This window comes from Streptosporangium sp. NPDC002721 (assembly GCF_042888905.1).
Lineage (GTDB): Bacteria > Actinomycetota > Actinomycetes > Streptosporangiales > Streptosporangiaceae > Streptosporangium.
In genome coordinates this window covers 48,148-68,538 of the sequence record NZ_JBIAQI010000040.1, presented here as the reverse complement: position 1 = coordinate 68,538, position 20,391 = coordinate 48,148, and the positions used below count along the sequence as shown (strand labels likewise).

Here is a 20,391-nt window from a genome sequence, read left to right as displayed (position 1 = left end):
CAGAAGGAGTCGCCTCCGTGCTTCGTCCATAACGACAGGATCCGCCAGAGTCGGCGATCCCGCCAGCGGTGCCACTGCGGTTCTGGCGGCTTGGACGAGTGCGTGCAGGGACGTCAAAGCGCTGTCGGCGCGGTAAAGCCTGTCGAGGCTCTCGACGGCCTCGATCGGCGCGAGGCGCTCGCCACGCTCCCAGCGGCCAAGAACCGACCAATCAGTATTGATTTGCGCCGCAATGTCTTTGAGAGAACCTCCGCGGAGCTCTCGCCAATGCCTTAGGGATGCGCCAAAAAGGGCAGTTGGTGACTTTGAGGGATCAATCATATCGGGCCGACGAGGCATGACGACCTCCCGCTGTATTGGCCGATCTGGCTGCTCCGATTAGCCAAAACAGATCTCTGGATGGGCATTTGAACTCCCTTCACTATGGCATGTAAGGAAACGCTGGACGCACCTCTCAAGTCCGGCTGGTTCCGCGTTTATCTTTTTTTCTTTTCTGTACCGGAACAGCGACGACGAACTGCCGGAGGCCCACGATGGCTGATGAAACAGCGGGCGCCCGCCTGCCCGCCGTACATGTCTCGGAAGCAACGGTCGAGAGGCATGACAGGAGGCTGGCCGTCGTGCAGCGGTTGCTGATGGTTCACGGCGTTCACTCGTACACCGTTCACACCGTCAGCCTGAGGTTGTCCGGTGAAGACGGCCGGCCGATCCCGCTGGGAAGGCCCAAGGTGTACGCCCCCGAGCTGGTCGTTCGCGGGGATTCCGGACGGGTGGCCACGGTGACCGTGGGGGAGCGCTCCGGCTGTTACCTGGTTTCCCTGCCAGGTCGCAGCGACCCGCAGGCGGAGCGGGAGCCGCAACATGTCGCGGGCCTGATCCTCGCCGCTCGACCCAGCGGTGCGTCATGACGGCCGCCGCACACGCTGCGCCAGCGGCGTTGTATGGAGAGGCTGCGGTGCCAGGTCTGCGGGAAAGCCGCGACCGACCCGGCCACGGGCCGCATCCCCTGGATCATGACCGATACCGCGTTCCACGAGATCCCCGGCGACTCCACCGGCGGCTTCACCAGCGCGCCCCCACCTGCTGGGCCTGCATCCCGGAGGCGCTGGCCACCTGCCCGCAACTTCGTATCTCCTCGACCGTCTGCACCGCCGCCCGCGCAGAGCCCGTCGCCGTACTGGCCGACGTGTTCACCCCCGGTCCGGGCCGGAGAGCCGTTCCCACGAGGGAGCACAACGTCGAGATCGACCTGAAAGACGAGATGACATCAACGTTGACTCCACGGTATGCCGGGCCCACCAGCACGCCGCCGGGGCCCGCCAAGAAAGGGGGCTTCCAGAAGGAGCCGCCCGGCGGCGTCACCATTGTGAACGTCCTTGCTGTGACGGCGCGTGAGCTTCTTCGAAGCCAGGCTTTCCGCTGTCGGCCAAGACGGTCGCGCCTCCGAGGGCGTGGGCGACAGGATCGTCACCATGCAGCCGATCTTCGTTCTCGTGCACAGTCCGTCCGTAGGTCCCTCCACCTGGCATCCGGTTGCCGAACACCTGACGGCAGCGGGATACCAGGTGCGGGTGCCGTCCCTGCTCCGGATAGGCGCCGGTGCTCCGCCCTTCTGGCCCCCCGTCGTCGACGCCGTCCGCAACGACCTCCGGCAGGCCCCGGCCGACAGCCCTGTCACGTTGGTGGTCCACAGCAACGCAGGGTTGTTTCTCCCGGAGATCCGCTCGGGCCTCGACCAGCCGGTGACCAGCTCGATCTTCGTCGATGCCGCGCTACCGGCCCGGATCGGACCGACCCCCGTCGCCCCACCCGAGCTGCTGGAGTTCCTCCGCCCGATGGCTGTGAACGGCAGGTTGCCACGCTGGACCGACTGGTGGGACGAGGCAGACGTCGCACCCATGTTCTCTGATCCGACGGTGCGGCAGACAGTCATCGAGGAGCAGCCCACCCTGCCGCTGTCCTACTACGAGCAGCACATCCCGGTGCCCGACGGCTGGGACGATCACCCCTGTTCCTACTTGCTGTTCGGCCCTCCGTATGACGACATCGCCGCCGAGGCACGTGAACGCGGCTGGCGTGTGGCACACCTGCCCGGCGCACACCTCCACCAGATCATCGATCCTGCCGGCACAGCCCGGCACCTCATCGAACTCGCCACTACGACTTGATCCACTTCCGATACACGCTCTAGGCCGAGGTCAGCGCGGCGCGGACCAGCGAATCGTAGGTGTCGGTCACCCGCTCCAACTCGACACCGAGCGACCGCGCGAAGGTGTCGAGCTCGACCTGCACGGCGGTTCCGGCTTCCTCGCCGCTCACCGTGCGCTCGATCTCGATGAAGGTCCCGGCGTGCTCGACCTCGTCAACGCAGATCGTCATGCTTCCCAGCGTCGCGGTGCGTCGGGTCTTCACGATGCGGACCGTGGGATGAAAACCCATGAGCGTGATGGCGTGATGCATCTGCTCCCGGTCGGCGACGGTCGTCTCGTGCTCCAGGCACGCCATCGCGTTGTCGACGGGCCGCTTCACGGTGAACAGGTGCCTACCCTGCTGGGTGCGCAGCCGGGCGAACGACCTGCCGATCTTGCTGTCGGCGTAGGTCCATCCGTCCTCGGCGTACGCCTGATCGTCCTGACGCACAGGAGCAGACAGCGGCGCCCCCCGTTGAGCGAGGGCACCCTCCAGCGCCGCCAGGTCACCCACCCGGTATTTGACCTCGATCTCCTGCGCCCCGTGCGTCACGACGGCCTCCCCGAGTTCTGCTGCGACTCGGGGAGCCTACCGAGATCGCCATGGCCCTGAACTGAGGAACGTGGCAGCTGATGGCCTCGTCATCACGATGGGCATCCGCTGGTCGGCTCAGTCGATTGTCACGACCTCGCTCGCGACTTCTACTGTCATCACGTCGGCCGGAAGGACAGGGACCGGCCAGGAGGGGGCGGCCCGCCAGTGGGGCCAGTCGTCGCCGAAGACCCCACTGCGGTTCTCGATCATCGCCACCACCTCGGCGCGGGCCTCCTGTACGCCCTGGTGTTCGGCGTCGGTGATGATGCCCATCCTTCGGCCCTGGTCGTATTCGTCCTCGTCCTTCCAGGTCCACCGCGACAGGTCGGGCTCCACGACGAGATCGACGAACAGGTCGAAGGTGTCGATGCCGTTGAGGGTGCGCCGGTAAGGGCGTTGGAAGTTGATGTACCAGCGGTCCAGGCGGTGATCTTGAGTGAAGAACAGGTTGACGCTGAAGAACGCATGCCGGCCGACGATGCTGAGCCAGATAGTGTCTCGCCACGTCCAGGGGCCCAGCTCCCACTGCCGTGCGGCGAGGTTGGTGGTCGAGGCGTCGCGTGACGCGGTGTCACCGGTTCGCAGCCAGTCGATCCATGTGGTCGGGGCGAGACTTCGAATGCCGGGCCAGTAGGCCAGGGCGAGTTCGTGGCCGGTGTCGTGGACGACCCGGTGGGGTGAGGCCGTCCACACCCTGCCGTCGTAGGTGTCGCGCCGGATCGCTGTGGCGCCGTCGGAGAACCGGGCTGCTGCGGGGACCGTCATGGGCGCATGGTGCCATGCCGGTGGTGCCGTCGAATGCCGAAGAGAACGCGAGCCTTCGGGGCTTGGTAAATCTTTCGACCCGGTGACCGGTCCCGCCGAGTGTGTCCTGGTCTGCCATCTGGGACGGCCCGAATACTTAGCCCTTGCGCTAAGTATCCAAAGCGAGCAATACTTAGCCGCATGGCACAGTATTTGGCCGAGCTCGACGGTCTGTTCGTCGCGCTCGCCGACCCGACGCGGCGCGACGTCATCCGGCGTCTCGGTCGCGGCCCGACGAGCGTGGGCGATCTCGCCCGTGAGTTCCCGATGACCCTTCCCTCCTTCATGAAGCACGTGCGGACGCTGGAGGCGAACGGCCTGATCCGTACGGTCAAGCTCGGCCGGGTGCGCACCTGCGTGCTCAACCGCGACCGGCTCGCCCTCGTCGACGGCTGGCTCGAAGAACAGCGCCAGGTCTGGGAAGAGCGCACCGACCGCCTCGAACGTCTCGTCACCGATCCGAAGGAGAACCAACCGTGAACCCCGACCTCGACCTGACCTTGCAGCGGTTCATCCGCGCCCCCCGCGCCGCCGTATGGAACGCGTGGACCGACCCGTCCCTCTTCGGGAAGTGGTGGGTCCCGGCGCCGACCGTGTGCCGCGTCGACCGGCTCGACGTCCGGCCCGGCGGCGCGCTCGTGACGCGGCTGAGCGACGACGGGGTGGACTTCGCCCCGCACATGGACGCGACCTTCCTCCTCGTCGACGAGCTCGAACGGATCGTGTACACGAACGTGATCGACAGCGCCTGGCGCCCCGCGAACCCCGCACCGGTGCCCATGACGGCCGAGATCACGCTGAGCGACCACCCGGACGGCACGGACTACCGGATCGTCGTCCGGCACGGCGATCCGGCCGCCCGCGCCCGCCACGAGGAACTCGGCTTCCTCGACGGCGTGGGCTCGGTCACCAAGCAGCTCGCCGTGCTCGCGGAGGGCTTGGCCGCGCGGTGAGGGCCGCTCTCACCCGGTTCGCCGCCCTCGACAGGGCCGGTCAGGGCCCCGGCTCCCCGGCCGAGGACACCGGCGACGGCTTCCGAGTACACGGAAGAGGGAACCGGGATGCTCAGGGCGCTTCGGTGAGGGCGAGGAGTTCCGCTCTGGCCACGGCGAGTTGCTCACGGGTCAGGTACGGGCTCGAAAGCGCGGTGACCAGCCCCTCCGCGGCGAAGCGGACGGCGAGAGCCCGCCCTTCGGGGAGCCCGTCGGCCGCGAAGGCCGCGTTCCAGGCCTCCGCGTCGCGTCGGTTGAGCTCCTCGTCCGGGGTGACGCATCCGAGCACGGCGATGAGACCGGTGGGGGAGAAGACGTCAATCAGATACTCGCTGTCGCCCGTGAGAGCGCGGACGTAACCGCGGGTGAACTTGCCCGGCCGGTTCTCCGAGAGGTCGACGTGCGCCCGGACCTCCTTCCACATGCGGACGATGGAGTGTTCGTACACCGCCTGCAGGAGGGCGTCGCGGTTGGGGAAGTGATGCATGAGGCCGCCCTTGGTCACGCCCGCGGCGGTGGCGATGTCGACCAGGCTCACCTGGGCGCCGCGTTCGGTGAAGATCCTCTCGGCGGCGTCGAGGATCGCGCGGCGGGTGCGCTCCTTGTCACGGGTCTGACGTTCGGGCGTGGACATGTCCTTCTCCCGTCTCGGTGGTGGTCGAGGGGATGACGCGCCAGGCGACCACGGCGGACACGGCGAGGATAGCGGCGGCGATGAACGACGTGGTCTGCACGGCGGTCGTGAAGGCCTCCCGGGCGGCGGTGACGGCGCCGTCGTCGGTGACCGTGACCACGGCGGCGGCCAGCGACTCCCGAACGGTCGCGGTGTCGGCCGGGGACAGGGCGGCGGGCAGATCCAGCTCCGCGCGGTAGACGGCGCCCTGGATCGAGCCGAGGACCGCGATGCCCAGCGCGCCGCCGAGTTCGTAACCGGTCTCGGCGATGGAGGAAGCGGCACCGGCCCGCTCCTTCGGAACCGCGGTGACCACGGCGTCGGTGGACAGGGTCATGGAGACGCCGATGCCCAGGCCGAGCACGACCAGGAAGGCACCCAGACCCCAGTACGACGGGAGGGAGGCGGTGAGACCCAGGCCCGCGAGCCCGAGGGCGCCGGTGGCCAGACCGGCGCCGATCGCACGCCCGGTGCCCAGCCTCGCGACCAGGACGCCGATGAGGACGATGACGGCCAGGGAGGCGATCGTCGAGGGCAGCTCGGCCAGCCCGGCCTTCAGTGGGCCGTACTCGCGCACGAGCTGCAGGTAGGGGGAGAAGAAGAACAGCAGGCCCAGGAAGGCGAAGATCGACAGCGTGTTCGCGATCACCGCCCCGGCGAAGGCGGGGACCCTGAACAGCGAGACGTCCAGAAGCGGGAAGCTCAGCCGCGTCTGACGGCGCAGGAATGCCCATCCGGCCAGAAGCCCGATCGCGGCGCCGGCCGGGACGCTCCCGTCGAACCCGGTGCCCACCCAATGCTTGACCGCGTACACGAGCGGGACGATCGCGAGGATCGACAGCGCCGAGGAGACGAGGTCGACCGGCTGCTCCGAGCCGCCGCGCGACTCCGGCAGCAGGAGGTATCCGGCGACCAGGACCAGCAGCATGATCGGCACGTTGATCAGGAAGACCGAGCCCCACCAGAAGTTCTCCAGCAGCACGCCGCCGACCAGCGGGCCGACGGCGGCGCCGGCGGTGGCGCCGGCCGACCAGATCGCGATGGCACGGGTGCGCTGCCCGGCGTCGGTGAACATGGCGCGCACGATCGACAGCGTCGAGGGCATCAGCGTCGCACCGGCGACGCCCAGCAGGGCCCGAGCCGCGATCAGCGTCTCCGGGTCCGAGGCGAAGGCGGCCGCCACCGAGGCGACGCCGAACGCGCCACTGCCGATCAGCAGCAGCCGCTTGCGGCCGATCCGGTCGGCCAGGTTGCCCATCGTGATGAGCAGGCCGGCCAGGACGAAGGAGTAGATGTCCCCGATCCACAACAGCTGGGTGGCGGACGGGTCGATGTCGGCCGTCAGTGACGGGACCGCCAGGTAGAGGACGGTGCCGTCGATCGTCAGGAGCAGGACGACCATGACGAGGACGCCGAGCGCGAGCCATTCGCGACGACCGGCCCGCACCGGCGCGGGGGCGTTTGCTGTAGTCACGGCGAGCACTCTAACAAACCAAATGGATTGTTATAGGTTCCGGGTGGTCTGTGGGCTCCAGGGGTGAGGCAGGTGGACGGCGGGCCCTCGCGGCCGGTGCCGGGCAGGTCGAGCTGTCTCCAGTGCGCTCTTCGCGCCCTCACGGCCGGTGCTGGGCGAGCTGAACCGTCTCTCGCGGGCCCTTCGGGCCCTCGCGGTCGGTGCCGGGCGGGCCGAACCGTCTCCCGCGCGGTCTTCGGGTCCTCGCGGCCGGTGCCGGTCGACGGGCCGGGCGCGACGGGCCGCCGTCGGTGTCCGCCGGGTCTCGCCGCCGGTGCCAGCCGGGGCGGAGCCGGGCACGCCGGGCCGATACCTATTTCCGCTGCTCAGCGGCCCGGGTTTTGGTTCGCCCGAAATGGTTTGAACTTCTCAGAGGGGTTTATGTCGGAACGGTCCCTACTTTCGTTGACGAAGTGACGTCCCGGCGTTAACAATTGCTGGCGATGCAGGATATACGTCGGTGGCGCGTCAAAAGCCCCCATCGACGGCTGTCGGCATCGGTGGCACGCTGAAGCCTCCCGGGGGCAGTTCATTTTCGTTGTGACGTCGGTCAGCGCACGCGTCCTTCACTCGAATGGATATGTGTGAATACTTTCCATGCGCACGATGACGACCAGGTCGAAGGCGGTGCCCTCGGGCGCGCGCTCGGACTGACCCGTCGGCAGTTGTTCGCGGCAACCACGGGCATGGCCGCGGCGGCGGCCATCACCGCACTACCGGGCAGGGCTTCGGCCGCGGCTTCGACCTCGGCCTCGGCTCTGGGCGCCCCCCTGATCCGCGACAGCAAGCGCGGCATCATCCTCTACACCGTCCGCGACGCCATCTCCCGCGACCCCAACACCACCACCCTGCCGTCGGGGTTCAAGGAGGTGCTCAAGGCGCTCAGCGACATCGGCTACGAGCGCATCGAGTTCGCCGGCTTCTCGCAGAACGCCAACTCCGAGGGCGGGGCGAGCCTGGACAACATCGCCGGGGCGACGCTGCTGCGCTCGTGGCTGGACGAGTACGGGCTGCGGGCCGAGGGCAACCACGGGTTCATCCCGGGTTCCTGGCCGCTGACCCAGGCCGACCTCGACCGGTTCAAGCTCAGCCTGGAGATCGCCAACATCCTCGGCATGGACCACATCGGCACCGGTAGCGACCCCACCAACAGCAGCTACAAGGCCGACTGGGACGTCGCCGCCGAGAAGTGGAACTTCCTCGGGGAGCTCGCCCGGAACTCCGGCTACGTCAAGCTGTACACCCACAACCACGACGCCGCCTACAACTTCCTCCTCGACAGCGGACCGCTGGACGCCCAGGGCCGTCCGACCCGCTCCTCGGGGATCCGGAGGCTGGAGTACTTCCTCGGCATCACCGACCCCAAGTTCGTGAACCTGGAGATGGACATCTACTGGGCGCACGTCGCCCAGTACAGGCACAAGACCTTCACCGCCCCCGACGGCTCGGTCCAGACCAACATCTTCAACCCCCTCGCTCTCGTCCAGGCGCAGGAGGGGCGGTACCCGCTCTTCCACGCCAAGGACGGGAAGATCAACACCGCGACCACCAACGGCTACGACATGGTGCCCTTCGGTACGGGAGACATCGACTACACGACGTTCTTCCGTGGCCTGGTCAGCCAGCACCACTACCCGATGTACGAGCAGGACACCGCTCCGGGTGGCGCGGCGAACCCGGCCCAGTCGCTGCAGTTCGCCCAGCTCAGCTACAACAACCTGTCCGCTCTCACCACGGAGTGACCCGCGGGTGAGCAAGGTGACCGGGTCCGCTCTCGGGCGGGCCCGGAATCCGCCCGGCCGTCACGCGGACCGCCCTGACACCGGCGAGCGTGGCGGCCGGCGGCTGTCACCGGTGGCCCGCGGCCTGCTGGACGGCCGCCGACAGGTCGGTACGCAGGGCGAACGGCACGAAGGCGGCCAGGGTGACGAGCGCGAGCCCGGTGGCGACGGCGAAGACCGTCCGCACGTCCCACACCTCGGCCCCGACGCCGGCCAGCGCGGCGCCGGCCGGGATGACGCCCCAGCTGAGCACCCGCGACGCGGCGTAGACGCGGCCCAGCAGATCGGGGGGCGTCAGGTTCTGCCGGAGGGTGGCCACCAGGATCCGCCAGACACTTGAGCCCGCACCGGCGATCACCATGCCCGCCGACACCAGCCACGCGTTCGCGCCCAGGGCGACGGGCGCCACCAGCAGGACGGTGCCGACGGCGTCGGCGACGAGCAGGGTGGTCACCCCGAACCGGCGGCGCAGCGGCTCGGCCACCGCCGACGCGAGCAGCCCGCCGACGGCCATCGCCGTCATCAGCAGGCCGTACTGGGCCGCGGTGAGGCCGAGCGGGCCGGGGCCGACGGCGTGCACGACCATCAGCGCCGTCGGGACCGCCCAGACCACGTTCATCGCGGCGGTGAAGAGGGTGAGCGTCCGCACCACCGGCTGCCGCCACAGGAAGCGGAACCCGGCGACCACCTCGCCGCCCCCGGCCGACCGCGTTTCCGCCGGCGTGCGGCGGGTTGTCGTCGCGGTGGTTTCCGTCCGCGTACGGGGGAGCGTCGTCGCAGTTGCTTCCGTCGGCGTACGGCGGGGCGTCGTCATGGCCGTTTCCGCCGGTATACGGGGGAGTGCCGTCATCGCGAGTCCGGCGATCGCGAGAAGGTAGAGAACCGTGCCGGTGCCGGTGGTCAGGGCCAGGGTGAGGCCGGCCAGCAGGCCCGCGAGCGGCGGCCCGGCCAGCTGGTTGGTGACGTTCACGGTCGCCTCGATCCGCGCGTTCGCCCTGTTGCGGCCGGCGGGCCCGACGAGCATGGGAACGGTCGAGGTCAGCGCCGTGTCGGCGAGTGTCTCGGCCACGCCGAGCAGCGCCGCGGCGACCAGGATCACCGGCAGCGAGAGCGCGCCGGCGAGATGCCCGGCGGTGAGACCGGTCAGCACCAGCGCCCGGACGAGGTTGACGCCGCCCAGCAGCGACCGGCGGTCGACGCGGTCCACGATCCATCCGGCGTGCAGCCCGAAGACCGGCCAGGCCAGCGTCAGCGCGGTCGTCACGGCCGCGACCCCGCCGGGCGAGGCGCCGGAGGCCAGGGCGAGCAGCGGGAGCGCGAACAGGACCATGCCGTCGCCCAGGTTGGCGGCGCCGGTGCCGAACCACAGCCCGTTGAACGACCGGCCCAGCGAGACGGGGAGGACGCGCATGCCATTCTCACCTTTCAAAACCATTTGAGTGGTCATAGATTGATGGAGTCCGCCTTACCTGTCAATCACTGTTGATCGGTGAGACAATGGGTGAATGATCGACGTCGAACTGGTCGGCAACGCCCTGTGCCTGGACTTCACCAACACGGTCAACAGCCGCCCGGTCGCCCGGCGCGACTGGCTGGCCACCCCCGAGGGGGCGGTGACCTGGTCGAGCGCGGCCGGTCATCCGATCGAGCGGCAGGCGGGCCTCCCCGCCGCCCTGCCCGACGCCCGCGACCTGCGCGAGACGGTGTTCCGGGTGTTCCGGCCGTTGACCAGGGGGGACGACCCGCCGCGCGTCGATCTCGACATCCTCACGGCCGCGTACGCCGACGGCCTCGCCCACGCCCGGTTCGAGCGCGACGACGGCCGCTTCCGGTTCGCGTGGCCCGCCCCGCGAACCGTCGGGACGCTGCTCCGGGAGGTCACCGCCTCCGCCGTCGACCTTCTCACCCGCGGGCCGCTGGAGCGGATCCACGCGTGCCCGTCGTGTCAGTGGCTGTTCCTCGACACCAGCAAGAACGGCCGCCGCCGGTGGTGCAGCATGACCGCCTGCGGCAGCCGCGACAAGGCGCGGCGCTACTACGCGGCCCGTACGTCGTCCTGAGGCTCCCCGCCGTACGCCACCCCCGCCGGGATGCCCGGGTTGACCTCAACCGCGCTTGAGGCCGCAGGCTGGGCGCCGTACACGAGCGAAGGCGTACGCGAGCGAAGGCGTACGCGAGTGAAGGGGAGTCCTGTGAAGGCTGCTGCTTTTTTCGAGTTCGGCGGGCCCGAGGTGTTGCGGACGGCGGAGCTTCCGACGCCCGAGGCGGGGGCGGGGCAGGTGCGGGTGCGGGTCAGGGCCGCGGGAGTGCAGCCGTTCGACCTGGCCATCCGGGCGGGGTGGACCCCGGACGGGGTCGAGGGTGAGCTGCCCCGCGTACCGGGCAACGAGTTCGCCGGGGTGGTGGACCAGGTGGGGGCGGGGGTGGGCGAGATCTCCGTGGGGGCCGAGGTCCTGGGCTTCAACCTGCTGAACTCCTACGCCGAGTACGTGGTCGTGCCCGCGGAGAACGTCACGCCCAAGCCCGCGAACATGCCCTGGGAGGTGGCGGGCGGGTTCACCGCCGGGACCCAGACCGCCCACATCGCGCTGCGGCAGCTCGGGGTGGGGGAGGGCGACACGGTCCTGGTCCACGCCGCCGCGGGCGGGGTCGGCACCGCGGCGGTCCAGCTCGCCCGGCTCTGGGGGGCGGCTACGGTGATCGGCACCGCCCGAGAGGAGAACCACGACTACCTGCGCGAGCTCGGCGCGATCCCCGTCACGTACGGCGAGGGCCTGCTGGAGCGGGTACGCGCGCTCGCGCCCGGCGGGGTGGACCTGGTCCTGGACGGCGCGGGCGGCGAGGCGCTGGAGGTCTCCCTGGAGCTGGTGAAGGGCGAGCGCGTCGTCACGCTCGTCGAGCACGGCAGGGCCGCCGAGCTGGGGGTGCAGGTGACCAGGGGGGTGCGGCTGGCGTCCCGTCTCGCCGAGCTCGCCGCCCTGTACGCCGAGGGCAGGCTCGTCTTCCCGGTGCGCCGGACCTACCCCCTGGAGCGGGCCGCGGACGCCCACCGGGAGGTCGCCACCGGGCACGGGCGGGGCAAGGTCGTGCTGGTCACGGACTGATATCGCGGTTTCGCTGGCCTTATGGCGAAGACTCTTAGTAAGGTTTCTTGTTAATAACGTGCTATCCGTCGGCTCGTTGGACAGTCCTGCCTCCCATTTATCGCTCCAGGAGGAGTCCACGTGCATCTGCGACACAAGCTGGCCGCCGGTACCGCCGCCGCGATCAGCGTAGGATCCCTGCTCGCCCTGCTGCCGTCCACCGCGGCGGTGGCCCACGGGTCCATGTCGAACCCGCCCAGCCGTGCCTACGTCTGCAAGAACGAAGGCCCGGAGACCCCCAAGTCGGAAGCGTGCAAGGCGGCCGTCGCGGCCGGGGGCACCCAGGCGTTCTACGACTGGCACGAGGTGTCCCGGCTCGAGGCCGGCGGCAACCACCGCCAGATCATCCCCGACGGCCAGCTGTGCGGCGCCGGGCGGGACAAGTACCGCGGCCTCAACCTGACCAGGAACGACTGGCCCGCCACCTCGGTCTCCCCGGGGCCGCTCACGGTCACCTACCACGCGACCGCGCCGCACGCGAACAGCAACTTCGAGTTCTACATCACCAAGCAGAGCTGGAACCCCGGCCAGCCGCTGCGCTGGTCGGATCTGGAGCACATCAGGACCTTCAACAACCAGAACCCCACCCAGTTCACCAACTGGACGATCAACCTCCCGCAGCGGAGCGGCCGCCAGCTCATCTTCTCGATCTGGCAGCGCATCGTGGGCAGCACCGAGGCCTTCTACACCTGCTCGGACGTGAACTTCGGCGGCGGCAACCCCAACCCCCAGCCGACCCCGACCCCGACGGTGACTCCCACGCGGACCCCCACCCCGACCCCGACGCCCACTCCGACGAGCCAGCCGGGCGGCACCTGGAAGGCGGGCACCGCCTACGCGGTGGGCGCCACGGTGACGTACGGCGGCGCGACCTACCAGTGCCTGCAGGCGCACACCGCGCTGGCCGGCTGGGAGCCGCCGAACGTCGCGGCCCTGTGGCGACGCGTCTGACCCGGTGAGATCCGGCCGGGGTGGCCACCGCCACCCCGGCCGGGCTCGTCGCTCTCCCGAGAGTCTCCCGAACATCGAGGAGTTCGTCATGAAGCGTGCGGTTTCGGTGGTCCCGATGGTCGCTCTGGGGATCATGCTGCTCTCCGGCTGCGGTGCCGACAGCATCCAGGAACTCCGCGGGGGCCCGGCCGGGCACGGGGCGCACGGTGCCGCCGGTGCCGCCGGCGCCGCCGGGGTCTCCGGTGTTCCCGCCCAGCCGACGCCCTCCGCCCAGGGCGATGATCACGGCGCGCACACTGGCTCGGAACAGGGCTCGGGTCAGGGCGGCCACGGGTCCGACCACCCGGCGCACGGTGCCGGGGCGGGACTGCCCAGCCCCTCGCCCGCCCCGCCGATGGGGACCGCGGCGGGAGTCGCCTTCAATTCCCCCGACGTGATGTTCCTGCAGATGATGGTGCCCCACAACACCCAGGGGGTACGGCTGGTGCGGCTGGTACGCGAGCGGCCGGTCCGCCCCGAGGTCAAGGAGCTCGCCGAGGCGATCGGCGTCACCCAGGAACGCGAGTCCGCCTCGATGTCCGGCCTGCTGAGAGCCTGGGGGCAGCCCGCGACCGCGAAGGACGACGAGCACGCCGCCCACGGCGGGATGCCGGGGGTGAGCGAGGAGGAGATGGCGGCGCTGGTCGCCGCCCCGCCGGCCGAGTTCGAGCGGAGGTTCCTCGACATGCTGATCGCCCAGCAGGACGACGCGACCCAGATGGCCAAGGTGGCGGTCGCGACCGGGCTGCACTCCGAGGTGACGGAGATGGCCAAGCGCGTCGACGTCTCGCGTACGGCGCAGATCGCGCAGATGCTGGCCCTGCGAGGCCAGTAAGCAGATGCTCGCCCTGCGGGCCAGTAAGAGGAGATCAGATACGGATTTGTCCAGACACTCCCTTTTGTGAGATATATTTCCTACTTACTATAAGGGGAATTAAGGGAGAGTCATGCGCAAGATCTTTGGGGTCGTGGCCGGATTGATCCTGGCCGGGACCCTGGCCGCGTGCGGGGGGACGTCCACCGACACGGCCCAGCCCGCCGCCGGCGAGACGCCGAAGGCCGACGCCCCGCTCAGGGTCGGGGTCAACCCCGTGCCCCACGGCGAGGTGCTCAAGTACGTCAAGGACAACCTCGCCGCCAAGGCCGGGCTGAACCTGGAGATCGTCGAGTTCACCGACTACGTCCAGCCCAACACCCAGCTCGACGAGGGCAACCTGGACGCGAACTACTTTCAGCACATCCCGTACCTGGAGGAGTTCTCCAAGGGCAAGGACATCAAGCTGAGCTGGGTCGCGCCGGTGCACATCGAGCCGCTCGGCCTGTACTCCAAGAAGATCAAGAACGTCTCCGAGCTCGCCCAGGGCGCCCAGGTGGCCCTCCCCAACGACGCGAGCAACCTCGGCCGCTCGCTCAAGCTCCTGGCCGACAACGGCGTGATCACCCTCAAGGAGGGCGTCGGCGTCAAGGCCACCGAGCGCGACGTCGCGGACAACCCCAAGGCGCTGGAGTTCAAGCCCCTTGAGGCGGCCCAGCTGCCCCGCTCCCTGGAGGACGTGGACGCCGCGATCGTCAACGGCAACTACGCCCTGGAGGCCGGGCTGCAGCCCGCCACCGACTCCCTGATCCTGGAGAAGGGCGAGGGCAACCCGTACGCCAACGGCCTGGTCACCGTCCCGGCCAAGGTGGAGGACCCCCGCGTGAAGAAGCTCGCCGAGATCCTTCGCGGCCCCGAGGTCAAGAAGTTCATCGAGGACAAGTACAAGGGCGCGGTCCTGCCCGCCGAGTAGACCGTCCGGTGAACCACTCCGGGAAAGGATCACCGCTTTCCGCGCGACGCCCACGGCCGCGTCCCACCCGTCTCACGGGGGGCGCGGCCGTCGGTTTTTCCGGGGCCGGCAGGCCTGTGACGACGAACGGGAGGCCGCGGCCCGCATCTACGTCCGCCGGGTGACGTTTGAGATCCGCAGGGGGGATAGATGGTGATGCGTTGGCTCGAAGGAGGAGATCCCATGACCATCGCAGGCGGCATCGTTCTCATTATGCTCGGCGCCATTCTCACGTGGGCGGTCGAATTCGACATCGCCGGATTCGACATCAACATCGTCGGTGTCATCCTGATGATCGGCGGTCTCGCGTGGCTCCTGTTCGCCGTGTACCGGCTGAGCCTCGCCCGCCGGGCCGTGGCGCCGGACTCCACGGCCACCACGGTGATCGAGGACCCGGTCGTCACCCAGCGCCGCACCTACCAGGAGCGCCACTACAACGACCCCCCGGTGGTGTGACCCGCGGATCTCTCCTTCAGGGGAGCCGCGACCTCAGGAGGGTCACCGCCCGCCTCCCGGGGACCGTTAGGAACCGGTCCCCGCGGGTAGGCGTGCCGGTTCAGTGAACGCGAACGGAGGACATGACGTGAGCAGAGTCGTATCCCGCGGCGCGAGCGCCGTGAGCGGAATGCTCGGTGGCGCGATCGCCGGGGTCATCTTCAAGCAGGTCTGGAAGCTCGCGTCGGGCAAGGACGACGCCCCCCAGGCGACGTCGGACGAGTACGGCTGGGGAGAGATCCTCGTGGCGTCGGCCATCCAGGGCGCCATCTTCGGCGTGGTCAAGGCCGCGATCGACCGTTCGGCGTCCCGGAGCATCCACAGAGCCACCGGCAAGTGAACCGATAGGGCCGCCAGCGGCCCGTCACCGGCCTGCCGGTGGTCCGTCACCGGCGACGGACCTCGTGCGGAGGCCCCCGATCCCGTCCGCGGGACCCGGGGGCCTCCGCGCGTCCGGGGCCGGGGCCGTTTCCAAGGCCCTCCCGTCCCGGCCGGTGGCCGGGACGGGAGGGCCGGTCCGTCAGGCGGCTCCGGGGCAGGCATGGGCTTCGAGGGCTCCGTCAGCCCGTCGCGCCGGGACGCGGGAGGAGAGCACCTCCGCGTACACGGCGGACGTCTGGGCGGCGATCCGGTGCCAGTCGTAGCGTGAGCGCGCCCGGGCGGCGGCCGCGGCCCCGTAGGCCGCCAGCAGGGACGGTGCCGCGAGCAGCCGGCGCAGCGCGCCGCCCAGCGCGTGCGGCTCACGCGGCGGGACCAGCAGGCCGGTGACCTCGGGGACGACGGTGTCCAGGTGCCCGCCCACCGCGGACGCGACCACCGGCACCCCGCAGGCCATGGCCTCCAGGGGCACGATGCCGAACGGTTCGTACCAGGGCATGCTGACCACGACGTCCGCCGAGCGCATCAGGGTGGGGACGCTCTCCCTGCCCACCTTGCCGAGGAACCTGACGCGGTCCGCCACGCCGCACTCGGCGGCCACGAGCGAGAGCCGCTCGACCTCCGGGTCGTCCAGGTCGCCTCCCGCGACGACCAGGGTGGCACCGGGGATGCGGGCGAGGGCGCGGATCGTGGTGTCCACGCCCTTGCGGGGGACGGGACGGCCGAGGGCGAGCAGGACCGGGCCCGGACCGAGGTCCCTCCTCGGGCCGGAAGGGGTGAAGGAGCCCACGTCGACGCCGCAGGGCACGACCCTCGTCAGGTGCCGGGGAATCCGCATCCTGCGCAACTCCAGCACCTCGTCGGCGCAGGTCGCGACGACCGCGTCCACCTGGGAGGCGACCATCGCCTCGATCTTGAGGCGCTCGCGCGGGCTGGAGTCGGCCGGGCCCTGGTGGCGGCGCTTGACCGTACCGAGGGCGTGGAAGGTGTGCACGATGGGGACCGCGGCGTCCCTCGCGGCGGCCAGGGCGGCCAGGCCGCTCATCCAGAAGTGGCTGTGGACCATGTCGGGTGGCGCGGCGCTCCACCGCCTGGCGAGCCACCGGCCGAAGTCCGGGATCCAGGGGAGCAGATCGTCCTTGGCCAGGGTCATCGCGGGTCCGGCGGGGACGTGGACCACGGTGACCCCGGGGGTGAGGGAGATCTCCTCAGGCTGGGAGGGGCACTCCCTGCGGGTGTAGACGGTCACCTCGTGCCCGCGCGCGGCGAGCGCGCGGGAGAGGGCGGCGACGTGGACGTTCTGTCCCCCCGCGTCGGCTCCGCCGACGGTCGCGAGGGGGCTCGCATGCTCTGACACCATCGCGATCTTCATGGACACGTCTCCACCGGGTGTACGGGGCAGGCGTGCCTGCGTCCTGGGCATACCGTTCTGCCCTGCCCTGGCGGGGGACTTTAAACGTGTTTGACCTTGGGATTCACGGGAAGGCGAGCAGTTTTGGGACGGAAAGGAGTTCGACGATGGAGGCTCCCCAGTACGTCGCGGCGCGCGTGCAACGCGCGCTCGCCGAGGACGAGAGAACCACGGAACTCGGCATCCGGGTGGACATACGGGGTGATCAGCTTTACCTGCGCGGCCAGGTCGTCAGCGCCGACCGCAGCGAGCTGATCGCCGAAGTGGCCGGTGAGGCGGCCCCCGGGCTGGACGTCCGCAACGAGATAGACGTCGTGGACATGCGGGACCCGGTGGGGGAGGAGAGACTGTGAGAGACGTGCGGATCGCGGCGGTCGGGGACGTACACCTGGACGAGAGCCGCAGGGGAAGCTACCGCGAGCACCTCCACGACATCGGGGAGAAGGCCGACGTCCTGCTGCTCGCCGGGGACCTGACCCGGCACGGCACCATGGAGGAGGCGCGGGTGGTGGCGGACGAGTTCCGCGACCTGCCGATCCCGGTGGTGGCGGTGCTCGGCAACCACGATCACCACTCCGACCGGCCCGCCGAGATCGCCGCCCTGCTGCGCGACACCGGGATCGAGGTCCTGCACGACGACGCGACGGTGCTCGACGTCGACGGGATGCGGCTCGGGGTGGTCGGCGGCAAGGGCTTCGGCGGTGGGTACGCGGGCAAGTGCGCCAGCGACTTCGGCGAGCCCGAGATCAAGGCGTTCGTCGGGCACACCAAGCGGATCGCCGAACGCTGGCGGGTGGCCCTGAAGGAGCTGCAGGCCGACCGCAGGGTCGTGCTGTCCCACTACTCGCCGGTCAAGGACACCCTGGCCGGGGAGCCGCTGGAGATCTACCCCTTTCTCGGCAGCTATCTGCTGGCCGAGGCGGTCGACGCCGAGGGCGCCGACCTGATCGTCCACGGTCACGCCCACGCCGGTACGGAGAAGGGCGTGACGCCCGGAGGCATCAGGGTGCGCAACGTGGCGCTGCCGGTGCTGGGCCGGGCGTACGGCGTCTATCTCCTCTGAGGGCGTGTATCTCCTCTGAGGTCGGGGTCGCCCGAGGCCCCGAGGCGCCGAGGCCGCCGAGAGGCCGAGGCGCCGGGCGACGCGCCGGCGAACAGGCCCCGGACATGAAGAAGCGGGCCGGGGGATACCCGGCCCGCGAGGCTTCTGTGGGAGTTCGGGGCGCTTACGTGCTTCTTACAGGATTACGAGATGCTCCCGACGTTCTCGCGAGCGTGGGGCTCGCGTCGAGAGGTGTGCCGGCCTCGGGCCCGCACCGGACGGCGTACGGTCATCGGGCCGTACGGAACGACGTGCGGGTCGGACGGCCCGCACCTGGGCGGTGTGCGAGCGCTGGGCTCGCACCGGTCGTGTGCTGTCGCGAGCGCCGGGCCCGCGTCAGACATTGAAGATGCTCACGCCCCCGGGGCCGACGAGGAAGCCGAGGACGATCAGGACGATCCCCCAGAGGAGGTCGCGACGGGCCAGGATGACGTAGATCCCGGAGATGACGAGAACAACTGCGATGATCCAAAGCAAGGTAGCCATAACCGGCCTCTGCCCTCACAATTCACGACTTAACATCTTCATCATCCTTGGTTCTGTACAGATCAACGATGGGCTGGATGAACCACAACCAGGCGCTCAGCAGGGCCACGACCCCGGCGAACAACGCCGCCGGCCAGGCGTTGAGCACCGTCTCCGCGACGAGCGCGATCGAACTCGTCATCGCGACCGCGAGCCCGGCGGCCCCCGCGATCCCGAGGGCGTTGGCGCGGTGCAGCATCCTCTCCTTCAGCCCGGTCCTGAACAGCAGGCGGTGCTGGGCGGCGGGGGTGATGAAGCAGACGGACGCGACGGCCGCGCTCAGCAGGGCGATGAAGAACAGCCAGTGCCCCAGGGCGTCCACTTTGTTGAAGCCCGCCGCGAACGGCAGCGTCAACAGGAAGGCGAACAGCACCTGCACGCCGGTGACGGCGACGCGCAGGCCCTGTAACAACTCGCCGAGTTCGCGGTCAACGCGTTCCTTGCGTGTCTCTCCGGGTTCGGGATGCTCTCTTTGCACATCTTCGGGAAGAATCATGCGCTCCGTTTACCCAAGGAAAGGTTTGGCATGCCTACCTGGGGAGCTACGGGGTACGCGTGGGCTATGGGAAGCCACAGTCACGAGGTCACCGATGCGATTCTGGAAACGCTGAAGCGAGCGAGCAGCGGTCTGAAGGACGCGGACGTCAGGTTCGCACTCGCCGGGGGCTGTGCGGCCTACGCGCGCGGAGCCGCCCCCTCACTCCACGACGTCGACTTCGTCCTCCCCCAGGAGGACGTGCCGCTCGCGCTCGAGGCGCTGGGCAAGCTGGGGTTCGAGACGTCCAGGCAGCCGCCGGAGGACTGGCTGGTCAAGGCCTTCGACGAGGGCAGGCTGGTGGATCTGATCTTCTCGATCTGCGACCACCCGGTCACCCCCGAGCTGCTGAAGCGGGCCGAGCCGATGAAGGCCTCGGCGGTGATCCTGCCCGTCCTGGAGGCCACCGACCTGGTCATCTCGTGGCTGCTGCCGCTCTCCGAGCACAGCTGCGACTACGGCTCCCTGCTGCCCCAGATCCGCGCCCTGCGCGAGCAGGTCGACTGGGACCGCGTCGCCGCCGTCGTCCAGGACTCGCCCTACGCCTCGACCTTTCTCATCCTCCTCCAGCGCCTGGACGTCATCCACGGCCCCATCGACGCCTCGGGTGACCCGACCTGGCCCTGAGGCACGACCGCCCCGCGCACGCGAAGGGCCCCGCCGTTCCCGGCGGGGCCTTTCCGTCGCTCGTCTCTCCTTGCCGCGTACAGGGGCCGAAGCTCGCGGGTCAGAGGGTCCCGGGGCCGCCGAAGGGGAAGCGGCCGTAGTACTCGCCGACCCGGTCGCGGTACGCGGGCTCCCTGAAGCTCGACTCGTCGAACTCGGGGGCGTCCTTGATCTCCTGCTTGGTGCGCGCGACGTAGACCTTCTTCTCCTGCGGGTCGATGTGCGTCACCGTGCTCGCGGGCAGCAGGACCTTCTTGCCGAAGATCCACGGGCCCGTGTCGACGACGAGGTAGCTCTCGCCGACCTCGTACGTCGCCTCGTCGATGGAGCCGATCTTCCCGTCGGTGGCCTCGACGTGGTAGCCGGCGACGTCGAGCGTCCTGTCCTGGCCGTACACGTCGTCCCGATAGTTCCAGAGCTCAGGTTGCATGATCGAACATCTCCCTTGACTTGATACTCCGGGCTCCGGCCATCTACCCGAGCGAGGAGCCCTAAACGGCATTTCCCCAAGTCAGCGGGTACGGAACACCGTTCGTACGCCTGCGTTTCCCCCCGGATTCCCAGGTCGTCGCGGAGTCTCGCCCACCGCCCGATGCTCTTTGGCGGCATATATCCGCTCATGTACGGACCACCGTGCCGGGTCCGGTAAGCTTGTCGAAGTCAAGCGCCGCTAGCTCAGTTGGTTAGAGCAGCTGACTCTTAATCAGCGGGTCCGGGGTTCGAGTCCCTGGCGGCGCACCAGAACCGCAGGTCGACGACCTGCGGTTTTTTGG

Annotated in this window: 25 protein-coding genes, 1 tRNA gene and 1 pseudogene; 16 read left to right on the top strand and 11 right to left on the bottom strand. The window is 69.5% G+C overall.

All coding sequences use genetic code 11. The annotated features are described in order from the left end of the window. Positions 1-123: 123 nt before the first annotated feature. Positions 124-321: pseudogene (locus ACFYWM_RS40010) on the bottom strand (helix-turn-helix domain-containing protein); the annotation flags it as partial. Positions 322-533: 212 nt separating this feature from the next. Here ACFYWM_RS40010 and ACFYWM_RS40005 point away from each other — a divergent pair. Beyond that, complete coding sequence (locus tag ACFYWM_RS40005; RefSeq protein ID WP_389925569.1) at positions 534-908, top strand: hypothetical protein; 375 nt, start codon at positions 534-536, stop codon at positions 906-908. A gap of 154 nt (positions 909-1,062) precedes the next feature. On the opposite strand, the gene ACFYWM_RS40000 is transcribed toward ACFYWM_RS40005, so the two are convergent. Further along, positions 1,063-1,194: a hypothetical protein gene (locus tag ACFYWM_RS40000; protein WP_389925567.1), complete on the bottom strand. Its 132-nt coding sequence runs from the start codon at positions 1,192-1,194 to the stop codon at positions 1,063-1,065. A 197-nt stretch (positions 1,195-1,391) separates the two neighbouring features. Between ACFYWM_RS40000 and ACFYWM_RS39995 the strand changes: the two genes are divergently transcribed. Next, positions 1,392-2,168 (top strand): alpha/beta hydrolase, encoded by a 777-nt coding sequence (locus ACFYWM_RS39995; RefSeq protein ID WP_389925564.1) that lies wholly within the window; start codon positions 1,392-1,394, stop codon positions 2,166-2,168. Between the two features lie 19 nt (positions 2,169-2,187). On the opposite strand, the gene ACFYWM_RS39990 is transcribed toward ACFYWM_RS39995, so the two are convergent. Both ACFYWM_RS39990 and ACFYWM_RS39985 read right to left on the bottom strand, forming a co-directional pair. Beyond that, positions 2,188-2,742, bottom strand: coding sequence for a class IV adenylate cyclase (locus ACFYWM_RS39990; RefSeq protein WP_389925561.1), 555 nt, complete (start codon positions 2,740-2,742; stop codon positions 2,188-2,190). A gap of 117 nt (positions 2,743-2,859) precedes the next feature. Next, a complete protein-coding gene (locus ACFYWM_RS39985; protein WP_389925559.1) occupies positions 2,860-3,549 on the bottom strand; it encodes a DUF402 domain-containing protein in 690 nt (229 codons plus the stop codon). 180 nt (positions 3,550-3,729) lie between these two features. On the opposite strand from ACFYWM_RS39985, the gene ACFYWM_RS39980 reads away from it, so the two are divergent. Both ACFYWM_RS39980 and ACFYWM_RS39975 read left to right on the top strand, forming a co-directional pair. Next, positions 3,730-4,068, top strand: a complete 339-nt coding sequence (locus ACFYWM_RS39980) for an ArsR/SmtB family transcription factor (RefSeq protein WP_389925556.1) — start codon at positions 3,730-3,732, stop codon at positions 4,066-4,068. After that, positions 4,065-4,541, top strand: coding sequence for an SRPBCC domain-containing protein (locus ACFYWM_RS39975; protein ID WP_389925553.1), 477 nt, complete (start codon positions 4,065-4,067; stop codon positions 4,539-4,541). Before ACFYWM_RS39980 ends, ACFYWM_RS39975 begins: the two co-directional genes overlap by 4 nt. Positions 4,542-4,653: 112 nt before the next feature. On the opposite strand, the gene ACFYWM_RS39970 is transcribed toward ACFYWM_RS39975, so the two are convergent. Both ACFYWM_RS39970 and ACFYWM_RS39965 read right to left on the bottom strand, forming a co-directional pair. Continuing rightward, positions 4,654-5,214, bottom strand: coding sequence for a TetR/AcrR family transcriptional regulator (locus ACFYWM_RS39970; protein ID WP_389925550.1), 561 nt, complete (start codon positions 5,212-5,214; stop codon positions 4,654-4,656). Further along, a complete protein-coding gene (locus ACFYWM_RS39965; protein ID WP_389925547.1) occupies positions 5,186-6,727 on the bottom strand; it encodes an MFS transporter in 1,542 nt (513 codons plus the stop codon). The genes ACFYWM_RS39970 and ACFYWM_RS39965 overlap by 29 nt, the downstream gene beginning before the upstream one ends. A 623-nt stretch (positions 6,728-7,350) precedes the next feature. Between ACFYWM_RS39965 and ACFYWM_RS39960 the strand changes: the two genes are divergently transcribed. Beyond that, on the top strand, positions 7,351-8,508 hold the full coding sequence (locus ACFYWM_RS39960; RefSeq protein WP_389925544.1) for a sugar phosphate isomerase/epimerase family protein: 1,158 nt from the start codon (positions 7,351-7,353) through the stop codon (positions 8,506-8,508). Between the two features lie 106 nt (positions 8,509-8,614). Here ACFYWM_RS39960 and ACFYWM_RS39955 read toward each other — a convergent pair whose 3' ends face one another. Then, on the bottom strand, positions 8,615-9,958 hold the full coding sequence (locus tag ACFYWM_RS39955; protein WP_389925541.1) for an MFS transporter: 1,344 nt from the start codon (positions 9,956-9,958) through the stop codon (positions 8,615-8,617). Between the two features lie 94 nt (positions 9,959-10,052). Here ACFYWM_RS39955 and ACFYWM_RS39950 point away from each other — a divergent pair, with 94 nt between their 5' ends. The 7 genes from ACFYWM_RS39950 to ACFYWM_RS39920 all read left to right on the top strand — a co-directional run bounded on the left by ACFYWM_RS39950 (position 10,053) and on the right by ACFYWM_RS39920 (position 15,341). After that, positions 10,053-10,607, top strand: a complete 555-nt coding sequence (locus ACFYWM_RS39950) for a CGNR zinc finger domain-containing protein (protein ID WP_389925537.1) — start codon at positions 10,053-10,055, stop codon at positions 10,605-10,607. 132 nt (positions 10,608-10,739) lie between these two features. Further along, on the top strand, positions 10,740-11,651 hold the full coding sequence (locus ACFYWM_RS39945; protein WP_389925535.1) for an NADP-dependent oxidoreductase: 912 nt from the start codon (positions 10,740-10,742) through the stop codon (positions 11,649-11,651). A 120-nt stretch (positions 11,652-11,771) separates the two neighbouring features. Next, a complete protein-coding gene (locus tag ACFYWM_RS39940; protein WP_389925533.1) occupies positions 11,772-12,641 on the top strand; it encodes a lytic polysaccharide monooxygenase in 870 nt (289 codons plus the stop codon). Between the two features lie 88 nt (positions 12,642-12,729). Beyond that, positions 12,730-13,515, top strand: a complete 786-nt coding sequence (locus ACFYWM_RS39935) for a DUF305 domain-containing protein (protein WP_389925531.1) — start codon at positions 12,730-12,732, stop codon at positions 13,513-13,515. Positions 13,516-13,627: 112 nt separating this feature from the next. Continuing rightward, positions 13,628-14,467, top strand: a complete 840-nt coding sequence (locus tag ACFYWM_RS39930; RefSeq protein WP_389925528.1) for a MetQ/NlpA family ABC transporter substrate-binding protein — start codon at positions 13,628-13,630, stop codon at positions 14,465-14,467. 222 nt (positions 14,468-14,689) lie between these two features. Then, on the top strand, positions 14,690-14,962 hold the full coding sequence (locus ACFYWM_RS39925; protein WP_389925525.1) for a DUF6458 family protein: 273 nt from the start codon (positions 14,690-14,692) through the stop codon (positions 14,960-14,962). A gap of 127 nt (positions 14,963-15,089) precedes the next feature. Then, the gene (locus tag ACFYWM_RS39920) at positions 15,090-15,341 is read left to right on the top strand and encodes a DUF4235 domain-containing protein (RefSeq protein ID WP_329084950.1); all 252 of its coding nucleotides are present in this window, start codon (positions 15,090-15,092) and stop codon (positions 15,339-15,341) included. 180 nt (positions 15,342-15,521) lie between these two features. Here the strand turns inward: ACFYWM_RS39920 and ACFYWM_RS39915 are convergent, their stop codons facing one another. Further along, positions 15,522-16,739, bottom strand: coding sequence for a glycosyltransferase (locus tag ACFYWM_RS39915; RefSeq protein WP_389925522.1), 1,218 nt, complete (start codon positions 16,737-16,739; stop codon positions 15,522-15,524). Positions 16,740-16,897: 158 nt separating this feature from the next. On the opposite strand from ACFYWM_RS39915, the gene ACFYWM_RS39910 reads away from it, so the two are divergent. Next, entirely contained in the window at positions 16,898-17,143 is a 246-nt protein-coding gene (locus ACFYWM_RS39910) for a BON domain-containing protein (RefSeq protein ID WP_389925519.1), read from the top strand. Next, complete coding sequence (locus tag ACFYWM_RS39905) at positions 17,140-17,853, top strand: metallophosphoesterase (protein ID WP_389925516.1); 714 nt, start codon at positions 17,140-17,142, stop codon at positions 17,851-17,853. The genes ACFYWM_RS39910 and ACFYWM_RS39905 overlap by 4 nt, the downstream gene beginning before the upstream one ends. Positions 17,854-18,228: 375 nt before the next feature. Here the strand turns inward: ACFYWM_RS39905 and ACFYWM_RS39900 are convergent, their stop codons facing one another. Both ACFYWM_RS39900 and ACFYWM_RS39895 read right to left on the bottom strand, forming a co-directional pair. Beyond that, positions 18,229-18,378 carry a GPGG-motif small membrane protein gene (locus ACFYWM_RS39900; protein WP_184719841.1) on the bottom strand — a complete coding sequence of 50 codons (150 nt, stop codon included), beginning with the start codon at positions 18,376-18,378 and terminating at the stop codon, positions 18,229-18,231. Between the two features lie 22 nt (positions 18,379-18,400). Next, on the bottom strand, positions 18,401-18,913 hold the full coding sequence (locus ACFYWM_RS39895) for a DUF6328 family protein (protein WP_389925513.1): 513 nt from the start codon (positions 18,911-18,913) through the stop codon (positions 18,401-18,403). A 66-nt stretch (positions 18,914-18,979) separates the two neighbouring features. On the opposite strand from ACFYWM_RS39895, the gene ACFYWM_RS39890 reads away from it, so the two are divergent. After that, positions 18,980-19,579, top strand: coding sequence for a hypothetical protein (locus ACFYWM_RS39890; protein ID WP_389925511.1), 600 nt, complete (start codon positions 18,980-18,982; stop codon positions 19,577-19,579). A 100-nt stretch (positions 19,580-19,679) separates the two neighbouring features. Here the strand turns inward: ACFYWM_RS39890 and ACFYWM_RS39885 are convergent, their stop codons facing one another. Further along, positions 19,680-20,048: a PRC-barrel domain containing protein gene (locus ACFYWM_RS39885; RefSeq protein ID WP_389925508.1), complete on the bottom strand. Its 369-nt coding sequence runs from the start codon at positions 20,046-20,048 to the stop codon at positions 19,680-19,682. A 234-nt stretch (positions 20,049-20,282) separates the two neighbouring features. On the opposite strand from ACFYWM_RS39885, the gene ACFYWM_RS39880 reads away from it, so the two are divergent. Further along, a tRNA-Lys gene (locus ACFYWM_RS39880) sits at positions 20,283-20,359 on the top strand. Positions 20,360-20,391 lie beyond the last annotated feature (32 nt).

Coding starts and splice junctions, on each gene's coding strand:
- ACFYWM_RS40005 (WP_389925569.1), top strand. CDS start 534: ATGGCTGATGAAACAGCGGGCGCCCGCCTGCCCGCCGTACATGTCTCG.
- ACFYWM_RS39985 (WP_389925559.1), bottom strand. CDS start 3,549: ATGACGGTCCCCGCAGCAGCCCGGTTCTCCGACGGCGCCACAGCGATC.
- ACFYWM_RS39980 (WP_389925556.1), top strand. CDS start 3,730: ATGGCACAGTATTTGGCCGAGCTCGACGGTCTGTTCGTCGCGCTCGCC.
- ACFYWM_RS39970 (WP_389925550.1), bottom strand. CDS start 5,214: ATGTCCACGCCCGAACGTCAGACCCGTGACAAGGAGCGCACCCGCCGC.
- ACFYWM_RS39955 (WP_389925541.1), bottom strand. CDS start 9,958: ATGCGCGTCCTCCCCGTCTCGCTGGGCCGGTCGTTCAACGGGCTGTGG.
- ACFYWM_RS39950 (WP_389925537.1), top strand. CDS start 10,053: ATGATCGACGTCGAACTGGTCGGCAACGCCCTGTGCCTGGACTTCACC.
- ACFYWM_RS39935 (WP_389925531.1), top strand. CDS start 12,730: ATGAAGCGTGCGGTTTCGGTGGTCCCGATGGTCGCTCTGGGGATCATG.
- ACFYWM_RS39930 (WP_389925528.1), top strand. CDS start 13,628: ATGCGCAAGATCTTTGGGGTCGTGGCCGGATTGATCCTGGCCGGGACC.
- ACFYWM_RS39925 (WP_389925525.1), top strand. CDS start 14,690: ATGACCATCGCAGGCGGCATCGTTCTCATTATGCTCGGCGCCATTCTC.
- ACFYWM_RS39915 (WP_389925522.1), bottom strand. CDS start 16,739: ATGGTGTCAGAGCATGCGAGCCCCCTCGCGACCGTCGGCGGAGCCGAC.
- ACFYWM_RS39910 (WP_389925519.1), top strand. CDS start 16,898: ATGGAGGCTCCCCAGTACGTCGCGGCGCGCGTGCAACGCGCGCTCGCC.
- ACFYWM_RS39900 (WP_184719841.1), bottom strand. CDS start 18,378: ATGGCTACCTTGCTTTGGATCATCGCAGTTGTTCTCGTCATCTCCGGG.
- ACFYWM_RS39895 (WP_389925513.1), bottom strand. CDS start 18,913: ATGATTCTTCCCGAAGATGTGCAAAGAGAGCATCCCGAACCCGGAGAG.
- ACFYWM_RS39890 (WP_389925511.1), top strand. CDS start 18,980: ATGGGAAGCCACAGTCACGAGGTCACCGATGCGATTCTGGAAACGCTG.
- ACFYWM_RS39885 (WP_389925508.1), bottom strand. CDS start 20,048: ATGCAACCTGAGCTCTGGAACTATCGGGACGACGTGTACGGCCAGGAC.